Genomic DNA, 23,545 nt, shown 5'->3' with positions numbered 1-23,545 from the left:
GCACCATGATCACCGCCGTAATTCTTGCCCTTCTTTGTTCGGCTCCGGACGCAGCTGGCACGACCCTGCCCGCCGAAGCGCTGGGTGCACCTCCCCAGGTGAACGAGGCGCCCACGGCTTGGGCGTGCACCGTGGAGACGCTGAGATCGGGCCGTGAGTGTGTTTTCGAGGCTGAAGTGACGTCCTCCACGGACGTGCAGTCGCAGGCGGCGGGCAACATCCGCACGCTCAAGGAGATTGGACACGCGCTGTGCTTGCAGGCCGCGAAGCCGCCCTCGGGCGTCGCCGCGGACAAGAACCTCGTGGCGACGTGCGAGCGCAAGTACGCCGATGCCGCGGAGGATGCGTGTGGCCTGGACGGGAAGGTGCCCGTCATCGACGCGAAGGGCCGCTTCGCGCCGGCCGCTCGCGCCTGCTACCGCCAGCTGTCCACGGTACTGCAGGACACCGCGATGATGGCGACGGTGGCCTCCGCGTGCTGCCAGTGTGCCGAGAAGCGTGGCTGCCCGGGCGCGGGTGCGCGGTGCCACGAGAATGTGTCCCACCAGGAACTGGGCGCCACCGCGCTCGCGTGCCTGTCCAACCAGTGCGGCGAGGCGTGCTCCCTGATGATGCCGGTCTCCCAACCTTCGTCCGGGGACTGGCGGCCGGTGAAGCGGGTGCGCCAGCCGTCCCACGCGACGGGGTCGCTGTAGTGGCAACCGGCGGGATGGAGCGAGGAATCATGTCTGCCTTCCAGAAGATGTCGAAAGGGGTCGCCCGCTCGGGTGCGGCCCTGTTGTGCGCAGTGGCAGTGGTGGGGTGTGGCTCGTCGAGGCACTCCCACTCGGTGGATGCACAGGAGTCCCAGCGGCGCTCGATGGAGGAGCGCTCCGCCCTCGTGGACAGGGGAGAGCCTGCCCCGAGGCCCTCGAGGCCCTCGGAGAAGGCGTTCGGCGCCCGCTACGCAACGCCCGCGCAGTGCGAGGTGGCGGCGCGAAAGCTGCTGCCCACGTCTCAGGACGAGGCCTGGGTCGCGCTGAGGTCGTGCGTGCAGTACTCCCACTTCACGTTGCTGGGCGCGCTGCTGAGCGACGCGTGGGCTGAGGAACTGCGGGTCCGGCCGGACGCCGCGCAGATGATCGCCCAGGTGGTGGCCAAGCGCGGCGGCAGCGTGGATGGCGAGCTGAAGCTGCTGCACGAGCGCAAGGTGCCCATCTTCGGGCTGGCGGCCGCCATCGCGCAGCCGGACATCTACAAGGGCCGCTACGTGCTGCTGCGCGCCCAGGTCGCGGACGTGCGCAGCGAGGGTGACAAGCCCACCGTGTGGCTCGTGGAGCAGGAGCTGGGCTCCGTCGAGAGTGAGCAGCCCGTGGGCTACGCGACACGCAAGGACTCGGTGTCTGTGCACTCCGGCGCGGTCGGTGGGGATGTGGGGCTGCTCGGCCGGTCCAACCTGGGCGGGCAGATCTCCACCAGCGAGCGTGAGCAGAACGCGTCCACCGTGCGTCGCTTCGACAACGTCTCGGGCGAGACGGGGCTCGAGGCCCTCGGCCGCCTGCCGAACGCGGATCCCTTCTTCGCGCCGGGCAAGGACTTCGTCGTGCTCGCGCGCTTCGACGGGCTGCGCACCACCTCGGGTGGCAGCGAGGACGACGACGATGCCCCCAAGCTGCCGGTGCTCACCGTGGTGGGCTACTACGAGCCGCACCCGCTCGTCGTGTACTGAGGAGCAGTCGATAAATCGAGAAGAGAGGCCGGGGGAGGGCGCAGCACGGCCCTCGTCGGCCGACACGGGGACGGGAGAGGAAACATAGTTCTCCAAGCCGTAGTGCTGCTTGAGCTGTGCGTTGACGTTCTCCACCAGACTGGCCCTACCCCGGTACAGCGCCTGGGCTTCTGGTTGCGTGCCCCTGTCTCGTTTGACGGTGCTCTCTCCTGGAGGGGCAGGGGAGGATCAGACTTCCTCGTCGGGCAGGAGCGTGCGAAGCAACTCGTCGTCAGGGCCGAGAGGCCGCCAGCCGGGCGGTGGCGGCGTAGCAAGGAGGGCATCGCTGGCCTTATCGGCACGAGCCCTATGGGTTTCAGGGGTGTCGGCAAACCACGAGCCGAGCGCCTTGGCAACCTTGAAGCGATTGGCGTCATCGAGCATGGCCGGCCAGCCGTCTGGAAGACACTCGGACAGCTCGCGCACGAGCACATCGCGGACGAAGCGCGTGACCTGCTTGCGTTGCTCAGCCTCGGCGAGCAACCCACTCAACACTTGTGCCCCGACGACATCCTCCTCGCCAAGTTCCTCAGCCAGCGCCACCAGCGAGGCGGTGGGGCGGGCGTTCGCGAAGGCAGTGAGCGAATCGTAGCCGCGCTTACGGACCCGCTCGTACAGGCGGACCCGCCAGTTGCCCCGCCAAGCCTGTCCGCCGTTCATTGCCCTCTCCCGCGAGTGAACTCCATCGGGACACCATAGCGCCTCATGCGATACGCGACGATGTCCAGCACCTCGTTTCGCGTCAGCATCCGGCCCACCTTGGCTTCGGCTTGATAGAGCGCATCCATGATCATCCGGTTCCACTCGCCGGCCCATGTGCGCCCCAGCTTCCAGTCGCCACCACCGTGAATGGCCTCGTGGTGAGCCTGCTCCAGCTTGACGCAGAACTGGTCGATGTCCATCTCGCCGGTGAAGCCGCGCTTCTCGAACCACTCGCGGAACTCTTTGGGCATGACGTGGTGCTCCGGGGGCTCGGCCATGCCCGCCCCCGCTTTGCCCGTCACGCGCATGGCTCGCACTTCGGGCCCGTCGCCGAGCGCCTCGCGCACGCCCCTGGGCAGCTCGCCATGCGCCTGCGCCATCAATACCTGGCCGGCCTGAATCCGCACGGCGGCGCTGACGGCTGGCACGGAGAGGACGCCCGCCCGCACCAGCCGGTTCATCATCTCCACCCACTCGGCGGAGACGACACGCCAGCGCCTTCTTGAGGACTTCCGCCCCCTTGCGTATGGCCTCACGGAGTGCGGCGAACTCGCCGGTGAGGTGGCCTACCAGGGCGGGGACGTCTCGCGCCGCTGCCTCCACCTGCGCTGGTTCCAACGAGGAGAGCGCCGTCATGGCGGGCTCCATCATCTTCTGCCAGCGGTCCATGTTCACGAACAGCGTCTCCACGCCATGGAGGTGCCGTGAGAGCGCGGCGTCGGTGAGGTTGAGGAAGTCAACCCATACGGCCAGCAGAATGGAGCCCATCATGGCGGCCTCCAGCCGTGGGCCGGCCAGGCGCAGCAAGGCAAGCTGCATGTCCGGGTCCTCCACCTCCGAGGCGGCGGTGGCCAGCCGAGTGGCGGCGGCGAGCTCGGCGTCAATCCACCGCAACTGACGTTCGCCATATTCGACGTAGCGGACGAAGATGCCGTTGCCCGCGCCAGCGATGCCCACGTAGCTGGCCTTGAGCGTGGAGAGCTCGCTGGAGATGCGGCGCGAGGAGGTGGACACCTCGTCCACGGCACCGAGAAACGCTACCTGGGCCGCGAGGGCGCTCAGCCACGCATTCCCCTCAACCCTGCCAGGGCCCGCCGCCGTCACGGCCTCCCGCGAGTCCCGGCGCCGGTGCAGCCGCTCCGGTGCCTCGGGCTCGGGGGGCGGGGAGGCGCGGGCGAGCGGAGACTCCTCGCCCAGCCGTCCGGCCACCGCGGGCCCCGTGGCCTCGCGCGGCGTGTAGTGCAGGCTCATCCCCTGGCCGGGCGGAGGCCTCAGCGACGCACAGGCGTTGGACAGCAGGGCCAGGACGAGCAACAGCCCTGTCCTCCTGGCCCCTGGCGAGTCAGCGCGCATTGTCCACCCCCAGGCCACTCTATCGGGCGCCTCCGACAAATCAGGACAACCGAGGAAAGCAGAACTGGTAGTCCGGGCCTGTGCAGATCCTGTGGGCATACGACTGCGCAGGGCCATGTCTGCTGAGCGACGAGTTCGGGGGATGTCCGCCTCCCAACGCCAGGCGGGTACGCACGTTCACGGCGCGACGTCCCCCAACACCTTCGCCGGATTCGAGTCGGCCCCCTGTGCTGCAATCCTCCGCGTCTGCTGGAAGGGGAGTGGCCGTGCCCGTGCGCTTCGCCTCGCGGTTGATGCTCGTCCTCGCCCTGGTGGGCGTGGTGCCTGTGTTGCTGCTCGGCGGGCTGGCCTTCCGGGCCAACCGGGATGAGCTGCACCGTCTGGTAGGTGGGCTTCAGACCCAGGCCGCCACGGACCTCGCGCGTGCCTGCAGCCAGCTCGTCCTCGTGGGCGTGGACAACCTGCGCATGGCCGCTGGGTACCTCCCACTCGAGAACCTCGAGGCCCAGGACGCCTCCGCGGTGTTGAGCATCCCCCTGCGCCAGCTGGGCTCTCTCAACCTGCTCGTGCTGGTGGATGCGCAGGGCCGCGCCCTTGCCCCCGCGGTGTTCTCCTCGACGGGCGAGGGCAGCCGGCAGCGCGTCACCGATGACTCCCTGGCCCTCTTCTCGCGTCAGGCCCCCGTGCAGGACGCCTTGTCCACCGGCGCGGCCATTGGTCTTCCGTACCGCACGCCCGGGTCCTCTGGGGGGCGCGTGGCGCTCGCGGTGCGCACGGGCGAGAGCGCCTCTCGCCTCCTGCTGGCGGAGCTGTCGCTCGCGGACATGGGAAAGCGCGTGGAGGAGCTGGCCCTCGATGGTGGGCTGGCCTTCATCGTGGATGCCCAGGGCGTCCCGGTGGCCTCCAACTCCGGGCGCGAGCTGAGCGAGGAGGAGCGCGCGCTGGTGTCCGAGGGGTTGTCGCGGGGCGGGCCTGTGGTGCGTACCGTGCTCGGCGTGGACGGCGTCGAGTACCTTGCCGCCTTCGCTCCCGTGCCCAACCTCGGCTGGGGTGCGGTGGTGGGACGCAAGGCGAGCATGGCCTTCGCTCCGGCCGAGCACGTGCGGCGCTCGACCTTCTTCTGGGCGCTGATGGCGTTGGCGGCCACCGGGGTGCTTGGCGTTGTGCTCGCCCGGGGCGTGAGTCAGCCTGTTGCTCGGCTCTCCGAAGGCGTGGCCGCGCTCGCCGGGGGCCGCTATGACCGGCGCGTTCCCCAGGAGGGCCGCGACGAGCTTGGACTGCTCGCCCGCTCCTTCAACCACATGGCCGATGAGCTGCAACGGCGCGACGCCGAGCTGCGGCGCTGGAGCGAGGAACTCCAGAAGCGCGTGGACGAGCGGACCCGGCAGCTGCGCGAGGTGCAGGATCAGATCGCCCGGACCCGACGGATGGCGGCGCTCGGCTCGCTCAGTGCGGGAATCGCTCATGAGCTCAACAACCCGCTCACGGGGATCATCGGCCTGCTGTCGTTGGCGTGTGATGAGGTTTCCGCGCAGTCCAGCGTGGGTCAGAGTCTGGCGATGGCGCTCGAGCAGGCCCGCCGCATGGCCCGCATCATCCGGGAGCTGAGCCAGATGGCGGAGCAGGAGCGGGCAGGGGCGGGCCGTCCGCTGGATCCAAGCCAGCCGGTACGGGCCGCGCTTCACGAGCTGCGCGACGACTTCCAATCTCGCGGTGTCACGCTGTCCTGTGCGCTGAGCGAGCCGATGCCGCGGGTGCTGGGGCACGCGGATCAGCTCCAGAAGGTCGTGACGAACCTGCTGCGCAACGCGATCACCGCCATGCCGGCGGGAGGCACGCTCTCGGTGGGGCTCGCGGCGGTGGAGGGAGATGCGGTCTGTCTGTCGGTCAAGGACACCGGCAAGGGCATTCCCGAGTCGATGCGCGAGCGCATCTTTGATCCCTTCTTCACCACCAAGGATGAGCCCGATCGGGTGGGGCTGGGGCTGTCCGTGGCGCACCGCATCGTTGAGGCCCACCACGGACGCATCCGGGTGGAGAGCGCCGAAGGACTGGGAACCACCATCACCGTCATCCTTCCCGCGGCCGGAGGAGAGGCGCACCTGACATGAGGAACTCATCACGGGATTCGTTTGGCCGGGTCTTGGTGCTGGGGTTGGCCCTGGTGTCCCTGATCGCGCTGGGTGGCTGGTTCGTCTTCGAGCGCTTCGGGAGCACCGAGCCGCCCCGCGTGGCCGTTGCTGACACGCCCGCGGGCTCTCGAGCCGTTCCGGCCCAGGTGCCAGCGGTGCGTGCCACGGTCGCGGAGGTGGTGGGCCTGGTGGAGTGGACCCATGGTGCGCAGTGGAAGGCGCTGAGCGTGGGGGATGAGCTCGCCCCCGACGACTCCGTCCGTACCAGCCCCGGTGCTCGAGTGGACCTCTGGGTGGGAGACGAGGCGTCGCGGCTGTCCATTTCCGAGCGCTCCGAGGTGCAGGTGGGCGAGGTGACGAGCTCCGTCCACTCCATCCGGTTGGCGCGTGGCCGTGTCGATGTGGACTACCGCGGAAAGGAGGGCCGGGTGCTGCGTGTGCAAAGTGAGAACGGCACGGTGGCCGAGACGCGGGAGGCGCGCTTCACCATGCTCCGCCATGGGGCCGTGGTGGCGGTGGCCATGCGGGGAGGCTCAGTGAACCTGTCCTCCGCGGGAGTCACCGTCCAGGTCGGCGCGGGGCAACAGTCGGTGGTGTTTGATGGCGCGAAGCCACTCGCCCCGGAGCCCATCCCGTTGGAGGTGCTGCTGAAGGTCGCGGCGAAGGCCTCCGCGAATGAAGCCCTGTGCGTGTCCCTCACGGGGAAGGTGCGCGTGGGGACGGAGGTGTTCGTGGAAGGCGAGCCCACGGAGGTCGCCCAGGACGGCTCCTTCCGAAAGGACGTTCCGCGTCTCGAGGGCCTCTCCCAGGTGAAGGTGGTGGCGCGGGAGCCGAGTGGGGAGATCAGCGAGATGATGCTGGCATGCCGTCCCCGTGTGAGCATCCGGCCGCCTCGGACAGAAACGGTGAAGTTCCGCTGGAAAGAGGCTCCCTGACACCATGTGTTTGCGCCCGGTGCCGATGCTGCTCCTCCTCGTGGTGTTGTGGGTGGGGGGGACCGCCCGCGCGGCCGGGCCCATCGCTGCCCGCGGCTCCACGGGAAGAGGCATCCGCATCCGGTGCACGCCCGAGTACGTGCTGCTCGGTGCGGATCGCGAGGCAGAGGTGCGCATCGAGCTGGACCCGGAGGCCTCCGGTGTCGAGCTGTTCGCCAGCCGGGGCGAGCTCGGGCCGCTGTCTCAGGTAGAGCCGGGCGTCTTCCGGGCCACCTACGTGCCTCCGCGGCAGAGCCTTCCCCTGGAGGTCATCCTCGTCGCGCTGGCGCAAGGGCCTCAAGGGCCGCTCGAGGGTTGGTCGGTGCTCCCGCTCTGGGGTCAGGGCCAGGCCGAGGTGCGCACCCGACCCGGAGCGCCTGTCACGCTCCAAGTCGGGGAGCGGACCTTCGGGCCTGTCCAGGCGAGTGCGAAAGGCCTCGCGCGCATCCCCGTGGCGGTGCCGCCTGGGGTGAGCGAGGCCTTCTTCGGGCGCAAGCGCATTGATCTCGGGTTGCCTCCGCGCTCGTTGCTTCACGCCGTGGTGGGGCGCCGGGAGGTGCGTGTCGATCGCGAGGAGGTGGTGGACATCCGCCTCTACGCCTCGAACCGGGAGAGCACACCTCCGGCGCTGGGCACCTTCTCCTTCTCCGTGTCGCGTGGACAGGTGAGCGCGCCGTCCGAGCTGGAGCCCGGCGTGTTCTTCCTGCGGTGGACCGTGCCCCCGGGGCCCGTTGGGGAGGTGGCGCTGAAGGGCTCAGTGCCTAGAGACAAGCGATGGTCCGTGAGCGTGAAGCTGGCCGCGGTGCCCGGTCCAGCGCGGCATTTCGAGATGAAGGTGGACCGGGAGGAGCTCGTGGCCTCCGAGGAGGCTCGGGTGGCGGTGGCGGTCTCCGTCCGGGACGCGGTGGGCAATCCGACGCGTGCCGGGCTGCGGCTCGAGTCTGACTTCGGAGGCGACGGAGGGCTCACCGAGCGCCAATTGGGAGAGTACGCCGGGGAGTTTGGCATCAAGCCCCGCTTCGGGGGTCGAGAGCGGCTGGAGCTGCGGCTGTTGGCGGAGGGGTTCTCCGCTCCGGTGGGGACGAAGACGCTGGTGCTGCGCGCTGCCGCTCCCTCTCGGGTGGAGGTGGTGTCGCGACATTCGATGCTGGTGACGGATGGCCAGACCGAGGCGACGTGGCGCATCTTCGTCGAGGACCGCTTCGGCAACCCGGTACGAGAGCCCCTGCCCGAGGCGACACGCGTGGAAGGCTCGGCAAGCACGCTCGTGCCGAAGGCGCCGGGACGATACGAGCTGCGGTACGTGCCGCACGAGGCGCGCGAGGATCACGTCTCCGCGCTGGAGGTGCAGGTGGGGGAGGTGCGCGGGCGGGGAGAGCTTCCGCTGTTGCGCCGCCGGCCCATGCTGCTGGTGTCGCCGCGCGCGGGCGTGGTGACGAACTTCGCGGAGGTGCTGGCACCGTCCGTGGGGCTCCGGGTGGAGGTGTGGCCAGTGGTTCAGTGGCCCACCGTGGGGTTGCTGCTCGACACCGGTCATCTGCGGTTCTCGTTCGCGGGCGGAGAGAGCGTGCCCGGCTTCATGGGCCGCAACTCGCTGTCCGAAATCACTGTGGCGCTGGGGCTGCGCACCTTGCGAGAGCAGGGGCTCCAAGGTTGGGTGGCGGCGGGTCCTTCGGTGGCCTGGGTGCGCGGACGCGTGTCGTTGGGCGGAGGGCCCGCGCTGGAGCAAGGCGCCTGGGTGCTCGGGGCGCAGGCCCTGGTGGGAGCGGGACTCCAGCTCGGACCGGGACAGCCTTTCCTCGAGGCCCGTTTCAATTGGTTCGACGATCCCTCCCTGCACGTGCTGCGCGGCACGCTGCGAGGAGGCGGTCTGCATGGGGGGTATCGCCTTGCGCTCTTCTGATCATGGCCTTCCTCGGTGGCTCGTGGTGCTCTCACTGTGCGCCTTCGGGGCTGCGTGTGCCTCGTCGGGGTCCGAGCCCGAGCCGCGTCCCCTGCACGTGGTGCCGGGCTGGGGGCTGAACACGGAGCCCGTGTCCGCGGTCATCGAAGGAGAAAACTTCCTGGAGGTTCCCACTCAGCACATCGGCGGCGAGGAGCTGGTGACGGTGGATGCGCGCTTCAAGGCCTTCCTCGGCGTGGTGGCCTTGGAGGACGTCACCCGGGTGGATGATCACTCCCTGAAGGCCAGGATTCCCGAGGGGCTTCTGCCCGGCTGGCACTCACTGGTGGTGGTGGGGCCCCTGGGGCAGCGCGTGGAGCTGCCACGGGCGTATTACTCCTCGGACCTGGTGCTTGCGCGGCTGGACGCGCGGGCCAGGCTGCAGCGGGACAAGGTGTCGGTGGGGGAGCGGATGCAGCTGCTGCTGGATGTGGAGAACACGGGCGGCACGGTGGCGAGTGCCGTCACTCCGGTGCTGCACTTCGTGGGTGAGGGGCAGGTGGAGGTCCTCTCTGCGCCCGAGCCCGTTGACATCGCCCCGGGCGGGAGAGAGACCTTTGCCTGGGAGCTCGAGGCCACCGTACCGGGAGACCTGCGCTTCATGTTGGAGGTGGGGGGACGCGAGTCCAAGGTGGGCCTGGAGCTCCAGGCTCCTGTTGCGGAGGCGGGGCCGCTTCAGATCCGAGACCGTGCGGTGCTCACCTCCACGCTCACGGTCTCGCCACAGGGGGTGACCACGGGCCAGAAGGTGATGCTCTCTCTGCGAGTGACGAATCCGGGGGAGATCGCGGTGCGGGGGGTGAGGCCCAGCGAGCCGAAGGTGTTGTCGGTGGTGTTGGAAAGCCCTGCGGTGCTCGCCTCTGGGCCGGAGCCGGCGAGCGCGGACATCAACGCGGGCGAGAGCCGCGATTTCAAATGGACGTATACCGTTGGCTCCGCGGGCACCCTGGCCTTCCAGGCGGACGCGGTGGGTCGCGATGCCCACAGCGGCGTCGAGGTGCGCACGCTGCAGGCCCGCTCGGAAGATGTCGTCGTGCAGATGCCTCAGGGGCTGGTGGCGCGCTTCTACCCGTTTGCCGCGCCCGTCATCCTGGGGCAGGAGTTCGACGTCCAGCTGGAGGTGTACAACCCGAGGGACTCTCCGGTGCTCCAGGTGGGAGTGAAGAACGCGAGCACCAGTGTCGGGGGGATTGTGTCGCTCATCCTCTGGCCGCCGTCGGAGCAGGTGAAGGACATTCCCGCCAAGGGGCGCGTGGTCTTCACCGCGCGCCTCAGGGCCCTGGCCGAGGGCTCGTGCACCTTCAGCGCGGAAGCCAGCGGGATGGATCAGGCAGATGGCTCCGTGGTGTCAGCTCCGCGCGTCACCTCATCCCTCCTGATCGTGCGGAGACTCCGCGGGCTCTCCACCCCCTCCTCGCCCCCCGCTGGGGACGAGGACTGAGCCGCCTCACGAGGCGGCTGCGGCGCTCACCGGCTCCAGGGGGCTGGCGGCGCGGGAGGCGCTCGCATGCGGGGGCATGGTGAGTCGGAACGTGGTGCCCTCTCCCGGACGGCTCTCCGCGGTGATGGTGCCGCCGAAGGACTCGAGGATGGACTTGCAGATGAAGAGGCCCAGCCCCGTGCCCTCGCCCTCGCTCTTGGTGGTGAAGAAGGGCTCGAAGAGGTTCGCCATGTTCTCCGGCGGGATGCCCAGGCCGGTGTCGCCCACCTCGGCACAGGCCTCGCCATTGGGGCCCGTCCACAGCCGGACGCGGATCTCATGCTCGGCCCCATCCTCGGGGATGGCCTGGGCCGCGTTGACCACCAGGTTGAGGAAGACCTGCGCCAGGCGAGGCTCGTTGGCCATCACCATGGGCACCTCCTGGTAGTCGCGCACCACGCGGGCCCGGTAGCGGATGTGCACCAGCGCCATCTTCAGGGCCGCCTCGAGCACCTCGCGCAGGTCCACCAGCATGCTCGCGTCGCCTGGATCCCTCGCGAAGGCCCTCACGTCGCGCGCGATGTGGCGCACGCGCTCGGCGCCCTCGCGGATGTCGCGCAGGGTGGACTCCACCGCCTCCAGGCGCTCGGCGATGGCGCGCTGCTCTGTGCCCTGACGCTCGAGCCCCTTGCGCAGGGACGGCAGCTCCTCGTCGAGCCAGTCCAGGTTGGAGAGGATATAGGCCAGGGGCGTGTTCACCTCGTGCACCACGCCCGCGGCGAGCAGCCCGAGCGAGGCCAGCCGATCCGCCTGGATGAGCATGGCCTGCATGCGCTCGCGCTCCTGCCGCATGCGGTACTGCTCCAAGGCCAGCTTGATCCGGTGCGCGAGCGCGTCCACCTCGAAGGGCTTGAGCAGGTAGTCGAAGGCGCCCAGGCGCAGGGCCTCCACGGCGCTGTCTACGTTGCCGTAGGCCGTGACGATGAGGGCGTTGCACCCGGGCTGCACCGAGCGCAGCCACTTCAGGAAGTCCAGGCCGTTCTCGCCCGGCAGGTTCTTGTCGATGAGCGCGCAGGCGAAGGTGTGCTTCGCGGCGAGCTGGCGCGCGGTGGTCGCGTCCGGAGCCTGCACGGGAATGGCTCCCGTGCGCTGCACGATGAAGGACATGATGGCGCGCAGGGACGGCTCGTCATCCACGACCAGCACGGACTCGGGAGCGGGGTTGGCACTCGTTCTCATCCGCGTGACCTCCGGTGACAGTCTCCCTCTGTGTGCGCCCGGCCCTGGGGGGAGGGGTGGACGTCACCCGCTCCTTGAGCGTCTTCTCAGAGGGTGCGGGAAAGTGTTGTCGTCCTGCCCTGCGCGCAAGGGAACAGGCGCGATCAAACCTTCACCGCATTCACGGAAAGGCCCGACTCGTTGACTGGTGGATGGATGGGTGCCCCCGAGGGCTGCGTCTATAGGGTCGGCTTATAGGGAGAAACCCACCAGGTGTAGGTCCCCGAGTCCATCATCGAAGCGACGGGCGTACTGGTAGAAAAGGGAGACACCCACTGATTGTCCGAAGGTGGTGTGGAGGAAGACGGCGCCCCCCGCGGCCCGGTGGTTGTCTCGCAGGTCCGTGCGCGCAAAGGAGCCGAAGGCCTCCAGATCCAACTGGCTGATGAAGAAGGAGGGCCCCAGCCAGAGGAAGGACGTCCAACCGTAATCGAAGATGATGCGGTAGCGGTAACGCGCGGAAGCGATGAGGGCGTTGCGCGCGCTGAGGGCGAAGTCCTCGTAGCCGCGGAGGGACTCGGAGAAGGAGGTGCCCGGCTGCAGGCGGAGCGGGAGGGTGCGCGTGTCCTCAGGGCCCTCGCGGCGCAGGACGAAGGGAGAGCCGAAGGCGATGCCGCCCACTTGGAGGAGCCCCTCGGGAGCGTTCGGCAGGTAGCGGGCGGTGGCGGTGAGCTGGAGGTTGTCGCGCTTGAGCAGGGGCAGTCCCGGCAGGTACGCGGTGGCCTCGGCGCGCAGATCCGCGAAGGGCTCGGTGTTGGCGAAGGCGAGCGGGTACACCCCGGCGCCCAGCGACAAGCCCAGGCCGCGTTGCGTGCCACCATAGGAGGTGCCCTCGCTCGCGAGGTAGGAGACGGAGGCCTCCGGTCCGATGAGCGAGGTGTGCACGTTGGGGTGTCTGGAGGTGGAGTACCAGTCGCGGCGCAGCGCCAGCAGGCTGAAGCTCACGGGCGTGTTCCAGAAGACGCGGGACGTGGACAGCGCGGCCTGGAGATCCCTCCGGTCCGCTTGCGCGATGCGCACCGCGGACAGGGACGTGTACCAGGGGGCGGTGAGGGCAGTGCCGTAGCTGAAGGAGAGGCTGGGCTCACGCAGCTTCGTGTCGGCCTCGACGAGCAGCGCGTACTGATGGAAGCCCAGCCGATCCTGTCCCGCGAGGGCCACTCCGGCGTAGCCGACGAGCCTGTTGGTGTCGTCCGCGTCCGGCAGCGCGTAGACGTACGGGGCGCGCAGCTCCGGGAGGAAGAAGCGCTCCAGCGGCGAGTACGGCACGTCGGAGAGGATGTTCAGCTCATGCCCCTGGTACGGCGCGGAGGCCTTCGAGGTGGCCACGGCCGGTGCCGGAGCGGGGGAGGGCGCCTGGGCGACGGCCTCGGGAGCGGCCACAGGGGTGAGGGGGGCGCGATCCAGGGAGAAGTCGAAGCCGTCGCGGTTGAGGAAGACCACGTCCGAGCCGCTGAGCGGGGCCACGTCCATGACGAGGTGCGGGGCGTCGGTGATGCGTGAGAGCTCGCTGCTGGCCAGGTCGAGGAGGTGGGCCTGCCATCGGCCTTCGTGCTCGCGGAGGAAGACGATCCGGCCCGCGTCCAGCCAGCGGGGGGCGTAGTTGTAGTGCACATCCTCGGTGAGCGCGCGGACGGAGCCATCGGTCTCGAGCAGCGCGAGGTTCCAGCCGTGCTCCGTCAGCCGGGAGAAGACGATGCGCCCGTCCGAGGACACCGCGGGCGGGCCGAGCGACAGGCGCCCCTCGAAGTGCGTGAGCGGCGTGCGCTCTCCGGTGGCGAGGTCCAACCGGTGGAGGTTGGAGGTGTCCCCCGCGACGTGGACGAAGACATAGGCGCGACCATCCGGGGTGACGCCGCCGCCCAGGCCCTCGATGCCTTCCCAGGTCTTCACCACCTCGCCGGTGCGCGCGTCCGCCTGCCATACGCGCGAGACGTTGTTGCCCAGGGAGTCGATGTCCGAGACCGTGAGGAACAGGAAGCGCCCGTCGGCGGTGAAGGACAGGCCGCTCATGTTGAGCGGGTGGGTGGAGAGCCACCGGCGCGCGGGGAGGAACTGGGTGAGGGAGCGGCTGAAGCGGAGGGAGCCGTCACGCTCGCGCACGGTGAGGCGGGAGACCTCCTCGCGGCCCACGTCCACGGTGGCGATGGCGCCGTCCGCGGGCGAGGCCGCGAGCCGGGCGAAGTAACCCACCTGGGGGGCGAGTACCTGCTGGGTGCCGGGGCGCTCGCGCCGCTGCTGCTTCGCCGCGAGCTCCTGGCTGAACTGGTCGAAGAGCTGGCCGATGGTGCGGCCGAACACGCTGTTGAAGCGCAGCGTCACCGCCACCGGGGGGATGAGGGTCTCTCCCTGCTTCTCCACCAACCGCCACAGCCTGTCCTCGCCATAGCGCTCCGCGAGCCACGCCACGAAGTAGCTGCCAGTGAGGTAGTTGCCGCCGAACGGATCCATCCGCCGGTGCTCGGGGGAGAGATAGCCGCCGTGGAAGTCACCCCCGAGCGCCGCGTTGGAGGCCTCGAAGAAGCCGCGCCACACGGGGCTGTGCGGCCGTCCCTGGGATTTGCCCAGACGCCCCTCGTAGTAGGTGGCCAGTCCCTCCAGGAACCAGGACTCGGTGAGGGAGTTGGGCTGGAAGAGGCCCCCGGTAATGGTGTTCACCACCCCCCAGAGGCCATCCGTCTGCTGCATCTGCACGTAGTGCACGGCCTCGTGGCAGCCCACCTCGCCGAGCTCCGCCGGGCCGAAGCCCAGCAGGTTGAAGAGCTCCAGCGACATATGCGACGGCAGCACCATCTGCTGGGGGATGCTGGAGTAGTCCGGCGTCACATAGGCGTTGTTGAAGTCCGCGCCCGTCAGGTAGGCGAGCACGCGAGGGCGCTTCCGAGGGCTCTTGGTGAGGAGGCGCAGCCGCTCGACACAGTCCTCCACGCGGGCGGCGATCCGCAGGGCCGAGGGGCGCAGACGGGCCGGGTAGTAGAGCTCCAGCGTGGGCGTGGAGAGCTTGCGCATGTCCTCCCGGGCGAAATCCGCCTGGATGTTCTGGGGGAAACGGGGTGTGACGAAGGCGCACCCGGCGAGGGAGAGCAGGAGCAGCAGGAGGGGGGGTAGGCGGCGCGGCATACGCCCTCATCCTAGGTGTGGTCACAAATCGTGGCGATGAACTTGGTTTTCAGGGTAAGGGGGTCGTCCGTTTCGTCACGGTCGAGTACCCGGAACAGGATCCGTCAATGGCTCATCCCGCCCCTCCGCATGTTCAATCCGCCCAGGCTCAGGTTGCCGCCGCCCTCCAGCAGGTCGAGGGCAAGCCGGTGGATCTTCTCAAGGCCCCCTGGACGGAGGTGGAAGCATCCGTCCCCAAGCTGCTCGGTGGCGCCTTCCAGGTGAACAACCCGAACCACCAGGTGCTGGCGCTGGGTCTGGCCGGTGCCTTCGCCGAGCGTCTGGCCGGTGAGCACAACGCCTTCTGGTTCCTCAACCGGGAGTCTCCGGAGGGAGCCTCGGTGGGCTTCCCGGACGCGCTCATGGTGATCTCGCCGTTCAACGAGGTCATGAACGCGCTGGCCCAGGGCAAGCTGGCGAGGCTGGACGAGATCGCCGCGAGCATCCGCCGCCGGCTGGGCGAGGTGCGCTTTGGCGCCGCGGGTGGCGGGCAGAAGCTGAGCCCCATGGACTACCAGCGGCTGATCGACCCGGGCTTCATGCAGTTCCTGGTGATGGATCCGGCCAAGGTGCAGAAGGCCTTCGATTCGAAGCCGGACGCGCTGATGCGGGAGGTGCGTGACGCGCTGGGCCGTACGCAGCTGCCGGCGGAGGTGCGCCAGCAGTTCGAGGGCCAGGTGCTCTCGGTGCTGCCGCAGATGGATCCGAACAAGTCGATCGCGGATCAGGTGGAGATGGCGCCGCGCATCGTGGAGCTGATGGCCCACCTGTTTGGCACGGTGTCGAGCACGGGGGCGGCGCAGAACGAGTTCTGGGGTCAGCTGATCCTTCCGCTGCTCTTCATCGGCGCGCCGCAGAGCTTCCCGCCGGTGGACGAGGAGGAGCTCGAGGCGTTCAACCAGGGCGCGGCGCCGCTGGAGCTGTTCGTGGACGTGGTGCCGCACTCGGTGCAGGCGCCGGAGGAGGGGCTGCTGGGCGCCTTTGAGCGTTCCGAGGTGAGCCCGATCCACAAGACGTTCGAGCGTTCGCGGGCGCCGCTGCACCTGCTGAAGCTGGACACGACGCGCATCAAGCCGCTGCTGGAGCGCTTCGACGCGAACCAGATGGTGGACTCGGTGCGTCGGTTCACGAAGTACATGGAGGAGAAGGCGGGGAAGGGCGCGCCGCCGAATCCGCAGAACGAGGAGATGCTGAAGGCGGCGTCGGTGCTGCTGACGGATCTCAAGAAGGTGGTGACGGAGGGCAAGGGCGAGCTGTGCCTGCGGCAGATGACCGAGGGCGACGCCATGTCCGAGCAGGTGATGGCGGTGGTGCGTCAGGCGCTGAACGCGCCGCGGATCATCCTGGCCTGAGCCAAAACTCCCTCTCCCTCCGGGAGAGGGTGGGGGTGAGGGTATCCGTATCCGTCCCTCGCCCCCCGTCATTCACGAGCGGTAGCAGTGTCGGCGCCGTGCCTTTCACGGGGTGCCATGAGTCCGGCTCCTCGGGTGGCTGTACTAGACTTCGCGCATGGCGGATCTCGAAGCGGCGCTGGACGCATTCTACGCGGGCGATGCCGAGGGCCTCGAACGGTTGCTGCGCGCCGAACCGGCTCTGGTGCATGCGCGTGTGACCTCGGCCGAGGGTCACTATTGCGGCTACTTCCACGAGGCGACGTTGCTGCACCATGTCGCCGGCAACCCGTTCATCCGGCCGCTGCCGACAGCGACGACGGAGTTGGCCCGGCTCCTCCTCGAGCTCGGCGCCGAGGTTGACGCCGCCACGCGGTCAGGGCCGGCGCAGCCCGACGACATCGGGTGGAGCACGCTCGGCCTGGTGGCAACCAGTAACACCGCCCACCGTGCTGGCCACCAGCAGCCCCTGCTCGAGCTGCTGCTCGCGCGTGGCGCCAACATCGACTTCCGCAACGGCGGGCCACTCGTGGGGGCGCTCTACTACGGCGAAGTCGAGGCGGCGCGCTTCCTTGTCGAGCGCGGCGCGCGGTACGACCTCGTGACTGCGGCGGGGCTCGGCCGCATCGATCTGATGGCCCGGTTCGTGCGCGACGATGGGACGCTCACGCCGGACGCTCATGCCCTGGTCCACTACAGCCTGGTGCGCGAGCGCCCCGCATCGCGCGCCGAAATCCTGGGCCTCGCGCTGGTCTTCGCGAGCATGGGCGGCAACCGCGATGCCGTGGCGTGGCTCCTCGACCGCGGTACCAGTGTGCACGTGCGACCGCCGTTCGATCACGCCGCGACGCCACTCCACTGGGCTGCGCTGCGCGGGCACGCCGAGGTCGCGTCGCTCCTTCTCGAGCGCGGCGCGGACCGCACGGTGCGCGATACGTCGTTCGGTGCCACGCCCCAGGGCTGGGCCGAGCACGCGGGACATCAGTCCGTGGCGGCGCTTCTGGCGCTCTAGTGGAGTGTCCGACACGTTTTTCAACAGTACCCTGCCGAGCGGCGGCCGCACTCGGCAGCCCTGGAGCACCCCATGCTTCGCATCCTCAGCAGCGTACTGGTTGTCCTCACCCTGAGCGGATGTGCGGCGGCGCCTCCTCGCCAACCCGCCACCACCCCGTCCACAGGAGCCGCACCCATGCACCTCGGCAACTTTTCCGTCAGCCTCGCCGTCAAGGACATTGCCGTCTCCCGCGCGTTCTACGAGAAGCTCGGCTTCCGTGTCATCGGCGGTGACCAGGCCCAGAACTGGCTCATCATGCAGAACGAGACCAGCACCATCGGCCTCTTCCAAGGCATGTTCGACAAGAACATTCTGACTTTCAATCCCGGCTGGGACCGGAACGCCAATCCGCTCGCCGACTTCGACGACGTCCGCGAGCTCCAGCGGACCCTTCAGGCTCGCGGCATCACCCCCGTCTCCGCCGCCGACGAGTCCTCCACTGGCCCCGCGAGCCTCATGCTCATCGACCCCGATGGGAACCCCATCCTGATTGATCAGCACGTCCCGAAGCCGAAGCGCTGAGGACGCGCTCACGGCCCATTGCAAAAGAGACACATGAGCACGCGTCCGCCGGGAGGAACGCGGACGGGTAGGGCTTTCCCATGTATGGGTTTGGTTGGGTGGGGGCTGGCCTATCCTCGGGGTCGTTTCACCTGACGGAAAGGCCAGCGTCATGGCGAAGGAGTACCGGAGTCCTGGGGTGGGTGAGGGCGTCGGTCAGCAGGTCGAGGCTCGGAGGGAGAGTACGTGGGGCGCGCCGCGGTGGGCGCCCGTGGGGGCCATTGGGCTCATCCTTCTCTTCCTCCATGCGGCGTGCGTCACGCACGCGCCCATGGGCAGCCAGCTCACAGGAGGAACCCGTGGGCGGCCGCCATCGGCGAAAGAAGCTCGGGCGACGGCGTCCACGCTCGAACCGGTGGTCGTCGTCGACGCGGACCTTCTTGAGGGGCGTGGCAACACCCGGGTGGTGGCCCTCACACAGGCTGAGTACCAGCACGCTGTGCGGCAACTCGGTCACCGCTTCCAGGTGACGGGGACGCCGCAGGAGGCCGCCCAGCGGCTGCTCCAGGCCATGCCGGAGGAGGAGTTGCTTGCAGAGGTGTACCGCGACAGGGCACTCACGCTGGTGCCACTCAACGACAGAGGGCCTCTCGTCCCCGAGGCCGAGGCGGCACTGAAGGAGAAGTACCTACGATGGTGCGAGAGCCGCGGCGGTGGTGACTGCCAGGGCCTCTTCACGGATGGGCCCTACCTGCGCACGGATGACCGGCGCACCCTGGCGCTTGCCCTGGCTTTCGGCACGGTATTGGACGAGACGCGGATGGCCCTGGGGCGGGAGCTGAGTCCGCAGGCGATTCTCTCCTCGCTGGTGTGGGCTGCGGGACTCTATCTGGCGCTTTGGCTGGTGCCCGAGCCATCCACCAAGGGATTGGCCGCGAGCCTATCCGTACTCCTCGTGGCCTGGCTGGGAGTGGATGCGGTGTGGGGCCTGCTGGACGGATGGGCAAGCATGGCGCACCGGGCCCACGAGGCGACCACGTTCGCGGAGTTGCGCGAAGCGGGCGAGGAGTTCGGGCGGCGCATTGGGACGGACGCAGCTCGGGCCCTCGTTCTGGCGGTGGCTACCCTTACTGGGCGGACGCTCGGCGATGTGGCGACGCACCTGCGCTCCCTGCCGAGGTTCAATCAGGTGCAGGCGCAGTGGACGGCTCAGGGCCTCGAGGGCTCGATGGCGGTGGCCATGGAGGAGGTCGTCGCGGTGGAAGTGGTGGTGGAGGAGGAGCGCCGAGCACTCGCGGTCCTCACGTCGACTCTGGCTCCCGTGGCGGTGAACGTTCTGGCGCGGGGCGGAGGTGCTGGAACTGCTGGCGGGCACTCGGGCACCGTCGCGATTCAGCACCGCGGTGGTAACAAGCAAGTGGTCCTCGGAAACGGTCAGCGATGGCACCTCCCACGGGGGAAGAGCTACAGGGACATACCGGCGGAGGACAGGCTGGGCGACGAGCTACAGGCGGCCGCGAAGGATCTGGCGGCGAAGTGGTCTCCGGGAGAACTGTCGGAGCCGGAGCGCGCAGCCATCAACAAGATGCGGGCTCGCGGATTGGAGTATCGCGCGAACTTGCTGGAGCGACAGGCTCGAGGCCGTTGGGTTGAGGTGCGCCTGAAGAGGTTGTTTCCGAAGCTGTCCTGGAACGAGCGAGGCGTCGACATCACTGGCCCATCGGGGCAGATCTTTCACTACGAGATCCTGTCTGGTACGGAGTCCAACTTCGCTCTGCACGGGCGCCGGATGCCGAGCACCTTCTTCCGCATGATTTTCTTCTGAGGTCCGAATGACTCCCAACATCCATTACGAGAATCGAGAGATGGAAGGCGAGCGGCTGGAGCTACCTAAGGGTGCCATCTACTGGCTCGGCCCGAACGTCACGTTTCGCCGCTGTACCCTGGTCATCAGCGTCGCGTCGCGGTGGCTCACACTCATGTCGGGCAACATGATCGACTGCACCATCCAGGCGAAGAGCGCGCTGAACACCTTGCGCTGGGCGACGATGAATTTGAAGGGGTGCCGTTTCAAGGGCCGGTTTACCGGCAACGACTTTGGCTTCCGTGAGGACCCCATCGACAAATGGAAGATCGGTGGGATTGAGGACTGCGACTTCTCCGAGGCTCGGCTCCATGGGTGCCGGTTTTTCAACTGCGACATGAATACGGTGCGGCTGCCGCGCTGGCCGTGCTTCACCTTCATGGACCCGTGCAGGCACGCGACGGAGTTGGGCCGCCGGGAGTGGCCGGGGCTCTTCGGTCAAGTCGTGATACAGGGGCTCGCCAAGGATCTCGATGGCGTAGTGGCCGTGTCATGGTACGCGCCTACCATCGCGGAGCAGTTGGATACGACCGCCGAGGAACTCCGCACGCTCCTGGAAAGGGAGCCGTGCGTCGTCATGTAGAGCGAAGGACCCTCACTTGAGGAGCTTCGCCAGGGCGGCACGGGCCTCGGGCGTGAGCCGCTGCTTCCCCACGAGCTCCAGGCCGCGCCGCGAGAGGGGCCGGTAGACCGCCTTCGCCTCGGGAGGAAGCGCGGCGAGATGTGCCGCCACCACTCCCGAGTCACCTCGGGCAATGGGTCCGGTATACCCAGCCGCCAGTCCCCGTGCCTCCACGCCGCGTAGCGCCGAGCGCGTCAGGGGCAGCAGCGCGGCAAGCGCGTCCTCCTCGGAGATACCGGCGGCGCGGAAGGCCTCCACCGCCGCGGAGAGGGCCGCCACCACACCTCCCGCGCTCAGCACAGCCCCGGCATGGTAGGCGGCGCGCTTCTTCTCCGGCACCTGGAGGGCGCGCAGGCCCACGTCCTTCGCCATCCGCTCCAGCACCTCGCGCAGCCAGCGGGAGCGGGTGCTGATCGCCACCGAGTTCCCCGCCAACGAGTCACGCGGATCCGACACAGCGACCAGCGGATGGAAGGAGCCCAGGACCCGCCCGCGCGCAGGGCCCAGGGCCTCCAGCGAGAGCGCGCCCGCGCAGTGCACCAGGGCCGCACCGCGCGCCAGTCGGGGCTTCAGTTCCTCGGCTACCGGCGACACGGCCTTGTCCGGCACGCACAGCAGGCATACCCGGGCCTGGGCCACATCCGCCTCCGTGGCGGGCTTCAGTCCCAGCTCACGCGCTCGACGCTGGCTCTCCTCGGAGCGCGCCAGCACACGCACGGGCCAACGCTTCGCGACGAGCGCGAGGGCCAGCGCACCGCCCAGCCGGCCCGTACCCACCACCACCACCTTCGGGCGACTGGGACGCGGGGGGCTCACGGGCTCAACGGTTCTCGCGCAGGAACTGTAGCTCTTCGCCCTGGACGGTCACACGCACCCGGTCGCCCGCCATGAACTCGCCCGCGAGGATCCGCTCGGCCAGAGGCGCCTCCACCAGCCGCTGCACCACCTGGCGCATGGGCCGCGCGCCCAGCTTCGGGTCGAACCCGCCCGACTTCATCAGCAGCGCCACCACGTCCGCGTCGGCCACGTACTCGATGCCCTTCTCCGTGGCGAGCCGCCGGCTGCTCGCCTCCAGCAACAGCGTGGCGATGCGCGCCACCTGCTCCTCGGCCAGGGGCCGGAAGGGGAGGCGCTCGTCGATGCGGTTCCACAGCTCGGGTGGCAGGGCCTGGCGCGCGGCGTTGCTGGCCGCGTCCGTGTCGTTCGCGCTCTGGCTCTCCGAGGCTCCAAAGCCCATCGCGCGGCTGGTGCGGTGGAAGGCCTCCGCGCCCAGGTTCGTCGTCAGGATGATGACGGTGTTGGAGAAGTCGATGTGCCGGCCCTTGCCGTCGGTGAGGCGGCCCTCCTCCAGCACCTGGAGCAGGAGCAGCTGCACCTCGCGGTGGGCCTTCTCGATCTCATCCAGCACCACCACGCACGAGGGGCGGCGGCGCACCGGCTCGGTGAGCTGGCCACCATCGCCGTAGCCCACGTAGCCCGCGGGCGAGCCGATGAGGCGGGACACGCCGTGGCTCTCGGACATCTCGCTCATGTCCAGGCGCACCAGCAGGTCCTTGCTGCCGAAGAGCACCTCGGCCAGCGCGCGCGCCATCTCCGTCTTGCCCACGCCCGTGGGGCCCAGGAAAAGAAAGGAGCCCATGGGCCGGCGCGAGGCGAAGCCCGCGTAGTTGCGGCGGATGACGCGGGCAATGCGGCTGATGGCCTCCTCGTGGCCGATGACGCGCTCGCCCAGGTCCGCCTCCAGCCGGAGCAGCCGCGCCGAGTCCGTCATCAGCAGGCGCTCCTCGGGGATGCCGGCGATCTTCGCCACCACGCGCGCCACGTCCGAGGCCTCCACCAGCTCCTTCCCCTCGCGGCGGCTGCGCGAGCCGGCCAGGTCCACCACGGAGATGGCCTTGTCCGGCATGAAGCGGTCCGTCACGTAGCGCGAGGCCAGGGATGCGGCGGCCTCGAGTGCCTCGGGGGCATAGCGCAGGCCGTGGTGGTCCTCGTAGCGGCCGATGATGCCCTGGAGGATCTCCACCGTCTCGGGCACCGACGGCTCGTGCACCACCACCGGGGTGAAGCGTCGCTCCAGCGCGGGGTCCTGCGAGATGAACTTGCGGTACTCGTCGTGCGTGGTGGCGCCGATGCAGGGGAACTCGCCGCGCGCCATGGCCGTCTTCAGCTCGTTGGCGGCGTCCTGGGGCCCCTCGCCGGTGGAGCCCGCGCCCACCAGCGTGTGGATCTCATCGATAAAGACGACCACGCGCCCATCCGCGCGCCGCACCTCGTCCTTGAGGGCGTTGAGCTTCTCGGAGAACGCGCCGCGCAGCTGCGTGCCAGCCACCAGCGTGGCCATGTCCAGCTCGAGGAGAATCTTCTCGGACAGGGAGCCGCGCAGCTCCAGCAGGCGCTGGGCCACGCCCTCCACCACGGCCGTCTTGCCCACGCCCGCCTCGCCTAGCAGGCACGGGTTGTTGGTCCGCCGCTTGCCAAGGACATCGATGACCTCCTCGATCTCCTTGGCGCGGCCCACCACGGGATCCAGCTTTCCCTCCTGAGCGAGCCGGCTCAGGTTGCGGCCCAGCGAGGTGAGCAGGGGGAAGCGCTTCTCGTCGAGCACCAACGAGGGCACGGCACGGGCCGGCGTGGCCGGACGCGGTGCCGGCGTGGGAGCGGGCAGGGCGGGCGAGGGGGCCGGAGCCGCCACGGGCGCGGCCGGGGCCAGTGAGGCGGGGGCGGGCGGCGGGGTGCGCGCCGGCAGCGGAGGCACCGGCTTGGGCTCGGCGGCCGGGGCCACGTCCTCGTGCTCCTCGTCGATGAGGTCGCGAGGGGAGAGCGCGGGGCGGGACGGCGCCCGGGGCGGGGCGGAGGCGGGACGGAGCGCGCTCAGCGCGAGTGCGGACGCGGGTGGAGCCGAGGGTGGGGCACCCAGAGGCCGGCTCGCACGGGGCTTGCTCACGGTCATCGAGGAATCTCGGCCCGGCTGGAGCCTCCGAGGCGTGCTTCCACTGACGCAGTAGGACAAGGCCGTGGTGCCCAGGCTTGTCAGGTGCGGGACCGTCTTGGCCAGCAACTCGTTCGCGGCGCAGCGCACCCGGGTGATGGCCACCAGCAGGTGCATGCAGTCCGTCTCGCGCGCGCCGGTACTCTGGGCGATCTCCCGGGCCCGCATGCACAACTCGCGCACGAGTCCGTCCTGCTCCGAGGGGTGCGAGGTCATCCTCTCCAGGAGGGTGTCCTCGTCGATGCCCTTCTCCTTCAAGAGCAGCTGCGCCCGGTTCTCCACCGTGAAGAGGGCCAACAGCACGTGCGCCGAGGTAGGCTTCTGTGCCACGCTCTGAGCGATGTCATGGGCTTCGTGGAGTACCTGAGCGAGATCCGAGCTGTCGACCATTCGTGCTCCGGCAAGCGGGCAGGCGAG

The 23,545-nt window shown here is 69.2% G+C and carries 19 protein-coding genes; 13 read left to right on the top strand and 6 right to left on the bottom strand.

The genetic code is table 11. The annotated features are described in order from the left end of the window. The first annotated feature begins 5 nt into the window (after positions 1-5). Positions 6-695 carry a hypothetical protein gene (locus tag F0U60_RS30735; RefSeq protein ID WP_395805041.1) on the top strand — a complete coding sequence of 230 codons (690 nt, stop codon included), beginning with the start codon at positions 6-8 and terminating at the stop codon, positions 693-695. Between the two features lie 29 nt (positions 696-724). After that, entirely contained in the window at positions 725-1,708 is a 984-nt protein-coding gene (locus F0U60_RS30730; protein WP_395805039.1) for a hypothetical protein, read from the top strand. A gap of 228 nt (positions 1,709-1,936) precedes the next feature. Here the strand turns inward: F0U60_RS30730 and F0U60_RS30725 are convergent, their stop codons facing one another. Both F0U60_RS30725 and F0U60_RS30720 read right to left on the bottom strand, forming a co-directional pair. Continuing rightward, positions 1,937-2,407 carry an NUDIX hydrolase gene (locus F0U60_RS30725; protein WP_395805037.1) on the bottom strand — a complete coding sequence of 157 codons (471 nt, stop codon included), beginning with the start codon at positions 2,405-2,407 and terminating at the stop codon, positions 1,937-1,939. After that, positions 2,404-2,913 carry a DUF2380 domain-containing protein gene (locus tag F0U60_RS30720; RefSeq protein ID WP_395805035.1) on the bottom strand — a complete coding sequence of 170 codons (510 nt, stop codon included), beginning with the start codon at positions 2,911-2,913 and terminating at the stop codon, positions 2,404-2,406. Before F0U60_RS30720 ends, F0U60_RS30725 begins: the two co-directional genes overlap by 4 nt. Before the next feature lie 305 nt (positions 2,914-3,218). Between F0U60_RS30720 and F0U60_RS30715 the strand changes: the two genes are divergently transcribed. The 6 genes from F0U60_RS30715 to F0U60_RS30690 all read left to right on the top strand — a co-directional run bounded on the left by F0U60_RS30715 (position 3,219) and on the right by F0U60_RS30690 (position 10,291). Beyond that, positions 3,219-3,347, top strand: a complete 129-nt coding sequence (locus tag F0U60_RS30715; RefSeq protein ID WP_395805033.1) for a hypothetical protein — start codon at positions 3,219-3,221, stop codon at positions 3,345-3,347. Between the two features lie 69 nt (positions 3,348-3,416). Continuing rightward, positions 3,417-3,689: a hypothetical protein gene (locus tag F0U60_RS30710; RefSeq protein WP_395805031.1), complete on the top strand. Its 273-nt coding sequence runs from the start codon at positions 3,417-3,419 to the stop codon at positions 3,687-3,689. Positions 3,690-4,068: 379 nt separating this feature from the next. Continuing rightward, a complete protein-coding gene (locus F0U60_RS30705; RefSeq protein WP_395805029.1) occupies positions 4,069-5,913 on the top strand; it encodes an ATP-binding protein in 1,845 nt (614 codons plus the stop codon). Further along, the gene (locus F0U60_RS30700; RefSeq protein WP_395805027.1) at positions 5,910-6,869 is read left to right on the top strand and encodes a FecR domain-containing protein; all 960 of its coding nucleotides are present in this window, start codon (positions 5,910-5,912) and stop codon (positions 6,867-6,869) included. Before F0U60_RS30705 ends, F0U60_RS30700 begins: the two co-directional genes overlap by 4 nt. A gap of 4 nt (positions 6,870-6,873) precedes the next feature. Further along, a complete protein-coding gene (locus F0U60_RS30695; RefSeq protein ID WP_395805025.1) occupies positions 6,874-8,811 on the top strand; it encodes a hypothetical protein in 1,938 nt (645 codons plus the stop codon). After that, complete coding sequence (locus F0U60_RS30690) at positions 8,783-10,291, top strand: hypothetical protein (protein WP_395805023.1); 1,509 nt, start codon at positions 8,783-8,785, stop codon at positions 10,289-10,291. Before F0U60_RS30695 ends, F0U60_RS30690 begins: the two co-directional genes overlap by 29 nt. A gap of 6 nt (positions 10,292-10,297) precedes the next feature. Here F0U60_RS30690 and F0U60_RS30685 read toward each other — a convergent pair whose 3' ends face one another. Continuing rightward, positions 10,298-11,509, bottom strand: a complete 1,212-nt coding sequence (locus F0U60_RS30685; protein WP_395805021.1) for a sensor histidine kinase — start codon at positions 11,507-11,509, stop codon at positions 10,298-10,300. Between the two features lie 231 nt (positions 11,510-11,740). Further along, positions 11,741-14,668, bottom strand: a complete 2,928-nt coding sequence (locus tag F0U60_RS30680) for a hypothetical protein (protein WP_395805019.1) — start codon at positions 14,666-14,668, stop codon at positions 11,741-11,743. A 107-nt stretch (positions 14,669-14,775) separates the two neighbouring features. Between F0U60_RS30680 and F0U60_RS30675 the strand changes: the two genes are divergently transcribed. From F0U60_RS30675 to F0U60_RS30655, 5 genes are all read left to right on the top strand, one after another. Next, positions 14,776-16,059, top strand: coding sequence for a hypothetical protein (locus F0U60_RS30675; RefSeq protein WP_395805017.1), 1,284 nt, complete (start codon positions 14,776-14,778; stop codon positions 16,057-16,059). Positions 16,060-16,216: 157 nt separating this feature from the next. Continuing rightward, a complete protein-coding gene (locus tag F0U60_RS30670; RefSeq protein WP_395805015.1) occupies positions 16,217-17,110 on the top strand; it encodes an ankyrin repeat domain-containing protein in 894 nt (297 codons plus the stop codon). 177 nt (positions 17,111-17,287) lie between these two features. Next, positions 17,288-17,674 carry a VOC family protein gene (locus F0U60_RS30665; protein ID WP_395805013.1) on the top strand — a complete coding sequence of 129 codons (387 nt, stop codon included), beginning with the start codon at positions 17,288-17,290 and terminating at the stop codon, positions 17,672-17,674. Positions 17,675-17,825: 151 nt separating this feature from the next. Further along, positions 17,826-19,478 (top strand): hypothetical protein, encoded by a 1,653-nt coding sequence (locus F0U60_RS30660; protein WP_395805011.1) that lies wholly within the window; start codon positions 17,826-17,828, stop codon positions 19,476-19,478. 7 nt (positions 19,479-19,485) lie between these two features. Continuing rightward, a complete protein-coding gene (locus F0U60_RS30655) occupies positions 19,486-20,100 on the top strand; it encodes a hypothetical protein (protein WP_395805009.1) in 615 nt (204 codons plus the stop codon). A 12-nt stretch (positions 20,101-20,112) separates the two neighbouring features. On the opposite strand, the gene F0U60_RS30650 is transcribed toward F0U60_RS30655, so the two are convergent. Both F0U60_RS30650 and F0U60_RS30645 read right to left on the bottom strand, forming a co-directional pair. Further along, on the bottom strand, positions 20,113-20,955 hold the full coding sequence (locus F0U60_RS30650; protein ID WP_395805007.1) for a Rossmann-like and DUF2520 domain-containing protein: 843 nt from the start codon (positions 20,953-20,955) through the stop codon (positions 20,113-20,115). Between the two features lie 4 nt (positions 20,956-20,959). Beyond that, positions 20,960-23,518, bottom strand: a complete 2,559-nt coding sequence (locus F0U60_RS30645) for an AAA family ATPase (protein WP_395805005.1) — start codon at positions 23,516-23,518, stop codon at positions 20,960-20,962. Positions 23,519-23,545: the final 27 nt, after the last annotated feature.

It is taken from the genome of Archangium minus (assembly GCF_044360475.1).
GTDB classification, from domain to species: Bacteria; Myxococcota; Myxococcia; order Myxococcales; family Myxococcaceae; genus Archangium; species Archangium minus.
The sequence above is the reverse complement of the archived record's forward strand: the minus strand, read 5'-3'. Positions and strand labels throughout refer to the sequence as shown.